This is a genomic window from Sphaerotilus uruguayifluvii (assembly GCF_013294065.1).
Taxonomy (GTDB): Bacteria; Pseudomonadota; Gammaproteobacteria; order Burkholderiales; family Burkholderiaceae_C; genus Sphaerotilus; species Sphaerotilus uruguayifluvii.
The window spans coordinates 1-11,421 of sequence record NZ_JABSNM010000037.1; the positions used below are offsets into that span (position 1 = coordinate 1).

Annotated in this window: 12 protein-coding genes and 1 tRNA gene; 1 reads left to right on the top strand and 12 read right to left on the bottom strand. The window is 68.0% G+C overall.

What is annotated here, in order from left to right:
• Positions 1–330: 330 nt before the first annotated feature.
• From HNQ01_RS21840 to uvrB, 12 genes are all read right to left on the bottom strand, one after another.
• Complete coding sequence (locus HNQ01_RS21840; protein ID WP_173807633.1) at positions 331–543, bottom strand: hypothetical protein; 213 nt, start codon at positions 541–543, stop codon at positions 331–333.
• A gap of 230 nt (positions 544–773) precedes the next feature.
• Positions 774–848 (bottom strand) — tRNA-Val (locus HNQ01_RS21845).
• A gap of 67 nt (positions 849–915) precedes the next feature.
• Positions 916–1,656 carry a DNA polymerase III subunit epsilon gene (gene dnaQ / locus HNQ01_RS21850; RefSeq protein ID WP_173807634.1) on the bottom strand — a complete coding sequence of 247 codons (741 nt, stop codon included), beginning with the start codon at positions 1,654–1,656 and terminating at the stop codon, positions 916–918.
• Between the two features lie 17 nt (positions 1,657–1,673).
• Entirely contained in the window at positions 1,674–2,012 is a 339-nt protein-coding gene (gene fdx, locus HNQ01_RS21855) for an ISC system 2Fe-2S type ferredoxin (RefSeq protein ID WP_149504343.1), read from the bottom strand.
• 46 nt (positions 2,013–2,058) lie between these two features.
• Positions 2,059–3,924, bottom strand: coding sequence for a Fe-S protein assembly chaperone HscA (hscA, locus tag HNQ01_RS21860; protein WP_173807635.1), 1,866 nt, complete (start codon positions 3,922–3,924; stop codon positions 2,059–2,061).
• Positions 3,925–3,931: 7 nt separating this feature from the next.
• Positions 3,932–4,450, bottom strand: coding sequence for a Fe-S protein assembly co-chaperone HscB (gene hscB, locus HNQ01_RS21865; protein WP_173807636.1), 519 nt, complete (start codon positions 4,448–4,450; stop codon positions 3,932–3,934).
• Between the two features lie 91 nt (positions 4,451–4,541).
• The gene (iscA, locus tag HNQ01_RS21870; RefSeq protein ID WP_037485698.1) at positions 4,542–4,865 is read right to left on the bottom strand and encodes an iron-sulfur cluster assembly protein IscA; all 324 of its coding nucleotides are present in this window, start codon (positions 4,863–4,865) and stop codon (positions 4,542–4,544) included.
• Between the two features lie 8 nt (positions 4,866–4,873).
• Positions 4,874–5,281, bottom strand: coding sequence for a Fe-S cluster assembly scaffold IscU (gene iscU / locus HNQ01_RS21875; RefSeq protein WP_173807637.1), 408 nt, complete (start codon positions 5,279–5,281; stop codon positions 4,874–4,876).
• A 43-nt stretch (positions 5,282–5,324) separates the two neighbouring features.
• Complete coding sequence (locus HNQ01_RS21880; RefSeq protein WP_173807638.1) at positions 5,325–6,545, bottom strand: IscS subfamily cysteine desulfurase; 1,221 nt, start codon at positions 6,543–6,545, stop codon at positions 5,325–5,327.
• Positions 6,546–6,604: 59 nt separating this feature from the next.
• The gene (locus tag HNQ01_RS21885) at positions 6,605–7,138 is read right to left on the bottom strand and encodes a Fe-S cluster assembly transcription factor (protein ID WP_037485702.1); all 534 of its coding nucleotides are present in this window, start codon (positions 7,136–7,138) and stop codon (positions 6,605–6,607) included.
• A gap of 140 nt (positions 7,139–7,278) precedes the next feature.
• Positions 7,279–7,779, bottom strand: coding sequence for a low molecular weight protein-tyrosine-phosphatase (locus tag HNQ01_RS21890; protein WP_173807639.1), 501 nt, complete (start codon positions 7,777–7,779; stop codon positions 7,279–7,281).
• The gene (uvrB, locus tag HNQ01_RS21895; protein ID WP_173807640.1) at positions 7,780–9,906 is read right to left on the bottom strand and encodes an excinuclease ABC subunit UvrB; all 2,127 of its coding nucleotides are present in this window, start codon (positions 9,904–9,906) and stop codon (positions 7,780–7,782) included.
• Between the two features lie 130 nt (positions 9,907–10,036).
• On the opposite strand from uvrB, the gene HNQ01_RS21900 reads away from it, so the two are divergent.
• Positions 10,037–11,233 carry an amino acid aminotransferase gene (locus HNQ01_RS21900; protein WP_173807641.1) on the top strand — a complete coding sequence of 399 codons (1,197 nt, stop codon included), beginning with the start codon at positions 10,037–10,039 and terminating at the stop codon, positions 11,231–11,233.
• The last annotated feature ends 188 nt before the right edge of the window (positions 11,234–11,421 follow it).

The window sequence follows — 11,421 nt, forward strand, 5'->3', positions numbered from 1 at the left end:
CTGGAGACGGTCGCAGGGGTCACGCCTTGACGGCTCGCCGCATCCTCGCGGCGCTGCGCTGGCTGGTGTCCTCGCCCGGTGCTGCGGCCGTGGGGATCGTCGTTGCTGCTGTCCTGGAACTGCTGCACCGCTGGCCGAGGCGATGAGGTACAGGGGGGAACCACACTCCGCAGTGACTCGGGGGGACAGGACCGAACTCCCCTCGTTCGCAGAAAAAAATGCCCCGTGGGGTAAATCAAAGTGGGCGAGCGCTCACAAGGGAGCGCGACGAGCAACGACACCAAGACCCCGAACGGACGCGGAGGCGCCCGCCCTGGTGCTGGCCGACCGTCACGCCAGCCCGAGCCCCTGCCTCACATTGGCGTCAGGCCGCAGGACGACGGAGCCGCCGAGGCGGTCGAGTTCCTGCGCGCTGTGGTGCGCGACCCGGGCGCGGATGGCCGGCTGCGCATCGATGCGGCAAAGGCGCTGCTGCGCACTGGCACCAGCCGCGAGCCCGAGGGCAAGAAGGCGCAGAGGCAGGCCGGCGCGCTGACGGCTCACGAGGGCGCCGGATGGGATGGGCTGTTGCCGCAGTGATCGCCGGCCGAATGCCCTTCATCATGGAAGGGTCAGGCTTGGCGGTGCCGTGCCGGGTGTTGCTGTGGCGCATCGCCGGCAAGCCAACCCCGGTTTTTCAGGATCTTTTCATACCGGCACTCAGGGGCGCACAGCACAGAGCACAAGCGAACAGAAAAAACCCCCGTAAATCAACGACTTACGGGGGTTCTATCTGGTGGGCGGTGCAGGGTTCGAACCTGCGACCCCTGCCGTGTGAAGGCAGTGCTCTACCGCTGAGCTAACCGCCCGAATTGTATTCGGGCTCTGCTGCTTTGCATTTTACGCTTTGTGCCGTGCGCTGCAGCGAGAATGCGATTATGCCACGACTTTTTCGCCGGATGCAAGCGTTCGGCGCCAGATCGTCTTGCCGCCGCTGGCCTTGTCGAGATCGGCCAGCATCTTCTCGTGAGCGGCCTGCTCGGCGTCGGCAGCGCGCAGCACCGGCAGCACGAAGCCGGACAGGTCGATCGCCGCGCTGGCATCGTCGACCTGCTGCGCCTGCTCCTCGCTGCCCTCCTCCTCGTCGATGACGAGCGAGTTCTGGCCGCGGGTCATGCGGATGTAGACCTCGGCGAGCAGGTTCGAGTCGAGCAGCGCGCCGTGGAAGTGACGGTGCGTGTTGTCGACCTCGAGCCGGCGGCACAGGGCATCCAGCGAGTTCGCCTTGCCGGGATACATCTCGCGCGCCATCACCAGCGTGTCGAGGATGCCGCCGGCCAGCGCAGCGAAGCGCGGCTGACCGGCCCGGCGCAGCTCGGCGTCGAGGAAGCCGACGTCGAAGCCCGCGTTGTGGATGATCACCTCGGCGCCGCGCACGTACTCGACGAACTCGTCGGCGATCTCGCGGAACTTCGGCTTGTCGGCAAGGAATTCGTCGGTCAGGCCGTGGATGCGGATCGCCTCCTCGCTGCCCGGCCGCTCCGGGTTCAGGTAGAGGTGCAGGTTGCGGCCGGTGAGCCGCCGGTTGACCATCTCGACGCAGCCGATCTCGACGATGCGGTCGCCGGTGTTCGGATCCAGGCCGGTGGTCTCGGTGTCGAGGAAGATCTGGCGCATGGGTGGCCCTCGCCTGCTCAGTGGTTCTCGCGGGCGTGGTTGATGGTGTACTTCGGGATCTCGACGACCAGATCCTGCTGGGCCAGGATGGCCTGGCAGCCCAGACGCGAGTTGGGCTGCAGGCCCCAGGCGCGGTCGAGCAGGTCCTCTTCCGTCTCGTCCATCTCGCCCAGCGAGGCGAAGCCTTCGCGGACGATGACATGGCAGGTGGTGCAGGCGCAGCTCATGTCGCAGGCATGCTCGATGGCGATGCCGTTGTCGAGCATGGCCTCGCAGACCGAGGTGCCGGCCGGCGCGCTGATGCTGGCGCCCTGCGGGCAGAGTTCGTGATGGGGCAGGATCTTGATCGTGGGCATGATCGTGTCGGGGTCCGGGAGTCGGGGGACGAGGCGCTGAAGTCGCTCAGACCTCGTCGAGGCGGCGGCCGGTCAGCGCCTGCTGGATGCCGCGGTTCATGCGCAGCGCGGCGAAGTGCTCGGTGCCGTCGGCCAGGGCCTTGGTGGCGGCCTCAATCGCGTGCGCGTCCTCGCCGCGGGCGATCTCGGCCAGCGCGTCCAGCAGCCGCTCGACGCGGATGCGCTCGTCCTCGTCGAGCAGGTCGCCGTCGGCCTCCAGCGCGGCGCGGGTGGCCAGCGACAGGCGCTCGGCCTCGACGCGCGCCTCGGTGAGCGCACGGCGGTGCATGTCGCCCTCGGCCTCGGTGAAGCCCTCGCGCAGCATCGAGGCCACCTGATCGTCGCTCAGGCCGTAGCTCGGCTTGACGGTGATCGCGGCCTCGACGCCGGAGATCATCTCCCGGGCCGCGACCGACAGCAGGCCGTCGGCATCGACCTGGAAGGTCACGCGGATGCGTGCGGCGCCGGCGGCCATCGGCGGGATGCCGCGCAGCTCGAAGCGCGCCAGCGAGCGGCAGTCGGCCACCAGCTCGCGCTCGCCCTGCACGACGTGCACCGCCAGCGCGGTCTGGCCGTCCTTGAAGGTGGTGAAGTCCTGCGCCTTGGCCACCGGAATCGTGGCGTTGCGCTCGATGACGCGCTCGACCAGCCCGCCCATCGTCTCCAGACCGAGCGACAGCGGAATCACGTCGAGCAGCAGCATCTCGCCGTCGGGCGCGTTGCCCGCCAGCGCGTTGGCCTGCACCGCCGCACCCAGCGCGACCACCTCGTCCGGGTTGAGGTTCGTCAGCGGCGCGCGGCCGTAGAAGGCCTCGACGGCCGCGCGCACCACCGGCATGCGCGTCGAGCCGCCCACCATCACGATGCCCTGCACCTCGTCGACCTTGACCTTGGCGTCGCGCATCACCCGCTTCATCAGCTGGATCGTGCGCTGCGTGAGCGGCTGGGTCGCGGCCTCGAAGGCCTCGCGGCTGACCGGCTGCGACAGCGCGCCGGCTCCCAGCGTCGCGGCGGCGAGCGTCGTGTCGGCCGACGACAGCGCCTCCTTGGCCGCGCGGGCCGCGCGCAGCACCGCGCGCTTGTCGTGGGCGTCCAGCGCATCCAGCGTCGGCAGGCCGGCCTGCGCCAGCAGCCACACGGCCAGCGCCATGTCGTAGTCGTCGCCGCCCAGGGCCGAGTCGCCTCCGACCGCGACCACCTCGAACACGCCCTTCGACAGGCGCAGCAGCGAGATGTCGAAGGTGCCGCCGCCCAGGTCGTAGACCGCGTACAGGCCCTCGATCGCGTTGTCGAGGCCGTAGGCGATCGCCGCGGCGGTGGGCTCGTTGAGCAGGCGCAGCACGTTCAGGCCGGCGAGCTGCGCGGCGTCCTTGGTCGCCTGGCGCTGCGCGTCGTCGAAATAGGCCGGCACGGTGATGACGGCGCCGAACAGGTCGGCGTTGAAGGTGTCCTCGGCGCGGTAGCGCAGCGTGGCCAGGATCTCCGCCGAGACCTCGATCGGCGACTTCACGCCGTCGCGGGTCTCGATCGCGACCATGCCGGGCTGGTCGACGAAGTGGTACGGCAGGTTGCCGCGGTCGGCGATGTCGGCCAGCGCACGGCCCATGAAGCGCTTGACCGAGACCAGCGTGTCATGCGGATCGTCGGCCTGCGCGGCCAGCGCCTCAAAGCCGATCTGGCGGCGGCCGCCGCCCAGGTAGCGCACGGCCGAGGGCAGGATCACCCGGCCCTGGTCGTCGGGCAGGCATTCGGGCAGGCCATGGCGCACCGAGGCGACCAGCGAGTGCGTCGTGCCGAGATCGATGCCGACGGCGATGCGGCGGCTGTGCGGGTCGGGCGTCTGCCCGGGTTCGGAGATCTGGAGAAGTGCCATGGGTGCGTCATTGTCCCAGCGCGTCGAGGCGCCGGTCCACGTCGGCGGCGAAGCGCGCGACGAACATGAGCGCACGGACCTGGCCGGCCGCGGCCGACCAGTCCTGGCGCTCGTCGATCAGGACACCGAGCTGCTGCTGCATGCGGCGCTCGGCGGCGGAGACATCGTCGGCCAGCGCCTCGACGGCCTCGAGCGTGCGGGCCTCGTCGAGCGCCTCGCGCCATTCCATCTGCTGCATCAGGAAGGCGCCGGGCATCGCGGTGTTGCTCTCGGCGTCGATGGCGGCGCCGTGCAGCTCGCACAGGTAGGCGCCGCGCTTGAGCGGATCCTTCAGCCGCTGGTAGGCCTCGTTGACGCGGATCGCCCACTGCATCGCCACGCGCTGCGCGGCGGCCCCTTCGCTGGCGAAGCGGTCCGGATGCACCTCCGACTGCAGCGCCTTCCAGCGCGCGTCGAGCTGCGCGCGCTCCTGCGCGAAGCGCGCCGGCACGCCGAAGAGGTCGAAATCGTTGTCAGTGAGCTTCATGATCAGGGGCCGTTGCAGGAAATCCGACATGGCCGGACAAAAGCAAAGGGCGCGCCCGTCTCGACGAGCGCGCCCCGGGACCGGCCTCGGCTCAGACCCGGAAGGATTCCCCGCAGCCGCAGCGATCCTTCTCGCGCGGATTGTGGAACTTGAAGCCTTCGTTCAGGCCCTCGCGGACGAAGTCCAGCTCGGTGCCGTCGATGTAGGGCAGGCTCTTCGGGTCGATCAGGACCTTGACGCCGTGGTCCTCGAAGACATGGTCTTCCGGGGCGATCTCGTCGGCGTATTCCAGCTTGTAGGCCAGGCCCGAGCAGCCGGTGGTCTTCACGCCCAGGCGCACGCCCACACCCTTGCCGCGGCGGGCAATGTAGCGCGAGACGTGCCGGGCGGCGGCTTCAGACAGCGTGACAGCCATCGCGGCGCTCACTGGGCAGCGCCGGCGTCGTCGCCGGCGTGGCGCGAGCGGTAGTCGTCGACCGCCGCCTTGATCGCATCCTCGGCGAGGATGGAGCAGTGGATCTTCACCGGCGGCAGCGCCAGCTCCTCGGCGATCTGCGTGTTCTTGATCGCCAGCGCCTGGTCGAGCGACTTGCCCTTGACCCATTCGGTCACCAGCGACGACGAGGCGATCGCCGAGCCGCAGCCGTAGGTCTTGAACTTCGCGTCCTCGATCAGCCCGGTCGCCGGGTTGACCTTGATCTGCAGCTTCATCACGTCGCCGCAGGCGGGCGCACCCACCATGCCGGTGCCGACGTCCTCGTCGCCCTTGTCGAAGGCGCCGACGTTGCGGGGATTCTCGTAGTGGTCGATGACCTTGTCGCTGTATGCCATTGCTGTTCTCCGGATCCGTGTGCGTTCGCCGTCCGTCAGCCGATCAGTGGGCGGCCCACTGGATCGTGCTCAGGTCGATGCCATCCTTGTACATGTCCCACAGCGGCGAGAGCTCGCGCAGCTTGGCGACACGGTCCTTCAGCGTGGCGACGGCGTAGTCGATCTCCTCGACGGTCGTGAAGCGGCCGATGGTCATGCGAAGGCTGGAGTGTGCCAGCTCGTCGCTGCGGCCCAGCGCGCGCAGCACGTAGCTCGGCTCCAGGCTGGCCGAGGTGCAGGCCGAGCCCGACGACACCGCCAGGCCCTTGACGCCCATGATCAGCGACTCGCCCTCGACGAAGTTGAAGGAGATGTTCAGGTTGTGCGGCACGCGGCGGGTCAGGTCGCCGTTGACGAAGACCTGCTCGATGTCGGAGAGACCGTCGAGAAGACGCTTGTGCAGCGCGGTGATGCGCTCGTTCTCCTCGGCCATTTCCTGGCGCGCGATCTCGAACGCCAGGCCCATGCCGACGATCTGGTGCACCGGCAGCGTGCCCGAGCGCATGCCGCGCTCGTGACCGCCGCCGTGCATCTGCGCCTCGATGCGGATGCGCGGCTTGCGGCGCACGTACAGCGCGCCCATGCCCTTCGGGCCGTAGGTCTTGTGCGAGGCCAGGCTCATCAGGTCGACCGGCAGCTTCGCCAGGTCGATCTCGACCTTGCCGGTGGCCTGCGCGGCGTCGACGTGGAAGATCACGCCCTTCTCGCGGCAGATGGCGCCGATCGTCGGGATGTCCTGGATCACGCCGATCTCGTTGTTCACGAACATCACCGACGCCAGGATGGTGTCCGGGCGGATCGCGGCGCGGAACTGGTCGAGGTCGAGCAGGCCGTCGGGCTGCACCTCGAGGTAGGTCACCTCGAAGCCCTGGCGCTCGAGCTCGCGCATCGTGTCGAGCACCGCCTTGTGCTCGGTCTTCACGGTGATCAGGTGCTTGCCGCGCGTCTGGTAGAAGTGCGCGGCGCCCTTGATCGCCAGGTTGTTGGACTCGGTCGCACCCGAGGTCCAGACGATCTCGCGCGGGTCGGCGCCGATCAGGGCAGCGACCTGGCCACGCGCCTTCTCGACCGCTTCCTCGGCTTCCCAGCCCCAGGCGTGACTGCGCGAGGCCGGATTGCCGAAGTGCTCGCGCAGCCAGGGAATCATCGCATCGACCACCCGCGGATCGACCGGGGTCGTCGCGCCGTAGTCCATGTAGATCGGGAAGTGGGGCGTCATGTCCATGTTCAACCAGGTCGTCCCGCAGCCGCCGCCGGTCAGGGCGGCGCCCGGGACAGTTCGTGTTACTTCGAGAGCGCCGATCCGAGCGCGAACACGGAGTTCGGCGCCGTGACCTTGATCGGCTTGACGACGGGCTGGCTCGAGATCGCGCGCTTGATGGGCGCCTCCTCGACCGACACGCCGCGGTTGATCTGATCGTCGACCAGGCTCTTGAGCGAGATCGAGTTCAGGTATTCGAGCATCTTCGCGTTCAGGCTCGCCCACAGGTCGTGCGTCATGCAGCGGCCCGATTCGTCGCCCATGCAGTTCTCGCCACCGCCGCAGCCGGTGGCGTCGATCGCTTCGTCCACGGCGACGATGATGTCGGCGACCGTGATGTCCTCGGCCTTGCGGCCGAGCGAGTAGCCCCCGCCGGGACCCCGGGTGCTCTCGACCAGCTCGTGCCGGCGCAGCTTGCCGAAGAGCTGTTCGAGATAGGAAAGAGAGATCTGCTGGCGTGCGCTGATGGCCGCCAGCGCCACCGGGCCGCTGTGCTCGCGCAGTGCCAGATCGATCATGGCGGTGACCGCAAACCGGCCCTTCGTTGTCAGTCGCATGGCTTTAAGCTCCTTGAACTCGCGGCTGGTACGCAGCGGTTGGCTGAGCCCAGGGCAGCAAGTCGGGTTGGACCCTCGCCCTCTTTCCCGAGTGATTTACTCGATTATAGCGGAGTGCTCCGTGAGCCCGGAGACCGGGATCAGCGTGAACCCTGAGGCGAGTACAGGTATTCGAGCAGACCGTCGCACGCAAGTTCCACGAGGTCAAGCACATGCTCGAATCCCGGCGCTCCTCCATAGTAGGGATCCGGGACCTCGTCGGACAGGCCGCTGACGCGTGCGAACGACATCAGAAGCCGGATCTGCGCCCGTGGCTGTCGCGGCGACAGCGCGGCCAGGTGCGTCAGATGGCTGCGGTCCATCGGCACGATCAGGTCGAAGCGCTCGAAATCGCCGTGGTTGACCGGGCGCGAACGCAGCGGCGTCAGGTCGTAGCCGCGCCGCGCCGCGTGGGCGATGCTGCGCGGATCGGGCGGCATCGGCGTCGATCCGGCGCGGGTCCCGGCGGAATCGAGCTCGACCCGGTCCTGCAGGCCGGCGCGCCGAAGGCGATGACGCATGACCGCCTCGGCCGTCGGGGAACGGCAGATGTTGGCGGTGCAGACCATCAGGATGCGCGGCGGAGGCGGCGGCGTCGTCATTCATCGTCCTCCGGCACGGGCCGTCAGCGGCGTGACGGTCGCGTCATGATCGGCACCGGCGCCGAAGGCCTGCTCACGCAGCAGCGAGAGCTGGTCGCGCAGCCGCGCCGCCTGCTCGAACTCCAGGTTGCGCGCATGCTCGAGCATCTGCTTCTCGAGCTGCTTGATGCGCCGGCCCAGGTCCTTCTCCGACAGGGCCTCGACCTGCGCGGCCTCGCGGATCTGCTCGAAGCGCTCCAGATCGTCCTTGGCCTTGTCGCTGTAGACGCCGTCGATCAGGTCGCGCACCTGCTTGCGGATGCCGCGCGGCGTGATGCCGTTCGCCTCGTTGTGGGCCACCTGCCGGGCGCGGCGTCGCTCGGTCTCGTCGATGGCGCGGCGCATCGAGTCGGTGATGCGGTCGGCATAGAGGATGGCGCGGCCGTTGACGTTGCGCGCCGCCCGGCCGATGGTCTGGATCAGGCTGCGCTCGCTGCGCAGGAAGCCTTCCTTGTCGGCATCGAGGATGGCCACCAGCGAGACCTCCGGAATGTCCAGGCCTTCGCGCAGCAGGTTGATGCCCACCAGCACGTCGAAGGCGCCCAGGCGCAGGTCGCGGATGATCTCGACGCGCTCGACCGTGTCGATGTCCGAGTGCAGGTAGCGCACCTTCACGCCGTTCTCGTCAAGATAGTCGGTGAGCTGCTCGGCCATGCGCTTGGTCAGCGTGGTGATCAGCACCCGCTCGCCGACCTCGATGCGCTGGCGGATCTCCTGCAGCACGTCGTCGACCTGGTGCGTGGCCGGGCGCACCTCGACCAGCGGGTCGACCAGCCCGGTGGGCCGCACCAGCTGCTCGACCACCTGGTCGGCGTGGGTCTTCTCGTAGTCGGCGGGCGTGGCGGTGACGAAGACCACCTGGCGCATCTTGCGCTCGAACTCGTCGAACTTCAGCGGCCGGTTGTCCAGCGCCGAGGGCAGCCGGAAGCCGTACTCGACCAGCGTGGTCTTGCGCGAGCGGTCGCCGTTGTACATGCCGCCGAACTGGCCGATCAGCACATGGCTCTCGTCGAGGAACATCACCGCGTCCGACGGCAGGTAGTCGACCAGCGTCGGCGGCGGCTCGCCCGGCCTGGCGCCGGACAGATGCCGGGTGTAGTTCTCGATGCCCTTGCAGTGGCCGACCTCCTGCAGCATCTCCAGGTCGAAGCGAGTGCGCTGCTCGATGCGCTGCGCCTCGACCAGCTTGCCCGCTGCCACGAACTCGTCCAGGCGCTGGCGCAGCTCGGTCTTGATGCCTTCGATGGCCGCCAGCACCTGCTCGCGCGGCGTCACGTAGTGGCTGGCCGGGTAGACGGTGAAGCGCGGGATCTTCTGGCGCACCTTGCCGGTCAGCGGGTCGAAGAGCTGCAGCGTCTCGACCTCGTCGTCGAACATCTCGATGCGGATCGCCAGCTCGGAATGCTCGGCCGGGAAGATGTCGATGGTGTCGCCGCGCACGCGGAAGGTGCCGCGCACGAACTCCACGTCGTTGCGGGTGTACTGCATGCGCACCAGCTGCGCGATGACGTCGCGCTGCCCCACCCGGTCGCCGACGCGCACGATGAAGCGCATCTGCGTGTAGTCCTCCGGCTTGCCGATGCCGTAGATCGCGCTGACGGTGGCGACGATCACCGTGTCGCGGCGCTCCAGCACGCTCTTCGTCGCCGACAGACGCATCTGCTCGATGTGCTCGTTGATCGCGCTGTCCTTCTCGATGAAGAGGTCGCGCTGCGGTACGTAGGCCTCGGGCTGGTAGTAGTCGTAGTAGCTGACGAAGTACTCGACCGCATTCTTCGGGAAGAACTCGCGGAACTCGCTGTAGAGCTGCGCCGCCAGCGTCTTGTTCGGCGCGAAGACGATCGCCGGGCGGCCCAGGCGCGCGATCGTGTTGGCCATCGTGAAGGTCTTGCCCGAGCCGGTCACGCCCAGCAGCGTCTGCCAGCTCAGGCCGTCCTGCACGCCCTCGACCAGCTGCTCGATCGCCCGCGGCTGGTCGCCCGCCGGCGGATAGGGCTGGAACAACTGGAAAGGCGAATCGGGAAAGCTGACGAACTCCCCTTCCTTCGCCGGCGTGTCATTGCTCTCGATCTTCTCGATGCTGCTCATGGGACTCCCGACCGGCCGCTAAAATCGGCGCGCAACCGCCCAGCCTAACCGAACTCCGCGAAACCCGCGTGATGCGCAGCTGGGGGCGGGCACCTTCCCTACAACACCCCCCTTTTCCGGACCCGAAGCCATGTCCCTGTTCTCCACCGTCGAAATGGCCCCGCGCGACCCGATCCTGGGTCTGAACGAGCAGTTCGCCGCCGACACCAACCCCGCCAAGGTCAACCTGGGCGTGGGCGTCTACTATGACGACAACGGCAAGCTGCCGCTGCTGAAGTGCGTGGTCGAGGCCGAGCGCCAGATGCTCGAGGCGCCGAAGGCGCGCGGCTATCTGCCAATCGACGGCATCGCCGCCTATGACAAGGCCGTGCAGGGTCTGGTGTTCGGCGCCGACAGCGACGTCGTCACCGGCGGCCGCGTCGCCACCGTGCAGGCCATCGGTGGCACCGGCGGCCTGAAGATCGGCGCCGATTTCCTGAAGAAGGTCAACCCGGACGCCACCGTGCTGATCTCGGACCCGAGCTGGGAAAACCACCGCGCGCTGTTCAGCAACGCCGGCTTCCCCGTCGGCACCTACCCGTACTACGACGCCGAGAACCGCGGCATCAACTTCGCCGGCATGCTGGCGGCGATCGACGCGGCCCCGGCCGGCACGGTCGTCCTGCTGCACGCCTGCTGCCACAACCCGACCGGCTATGACATCACCGGCGAGCAGTGGGACCAGGTCATCGCCTCGATCAAGGCGCGCAACCTCGTCGCCTTCCTCGACATGGCCTACCAGGGCTTCGGCGACGGCATCGCCGAAGACGGCGCGGTGATCGGCAAGTTCGTCGCTGCCGGCCTGGACTTCTTCGTCTCGACCTCGTTCTCGAAGAGCTTCTCGCTCTACGGCGAGCGCGTCGGCGCCCTGTCGGTCGTCTGCGCCTCGAAGGAAGAGGCCACCCGCGTGCTGTCGCAGCTGAAGATCGCGATCCGCACCAACTACTCCAACCCGCCGACCCACGGCGCGCAGATCGTCGCCACCGTGCTGACCACGCCGGCGCTGCGCACGATGTGGGAAGACGAGCTGGCTGCGATGCGCGTGCGCATCAAGGAAATGCGCACGCTGCTGGTCGAGAAGCTGACCGCCGCCGGCGTTCAGGGCGACCTGAGCTACATCGTGCGCCAGAAGGGCATGTTCAGCTACTCCGGACTGAACAAGGACCAGATGGTCCGCCTGCGCGGCGAGTTCGGCGTCTACGGCGTCGATTCGGGCCGCATCTGCGTGGCCGCGCTGAACACGAAGAACATCGGCTACGTCGCCGATGCGATCGTGAAGGTGATGTGATCCCGCGCGCTCCACTCGAAGCGCTGCAGAACCCCTGAAAACGCCCTGCGGGGCGTTTTTTCATGCCTGTAGACGGTACAAAAATCGAATGCACAAAGCAAAAACCCCTCTGACCAGAAGATCAGAGGGGTTTGCTGGAATAGAAGCCTGACGATGACCTACTTTCACACGCGAATGCGCACTATCAT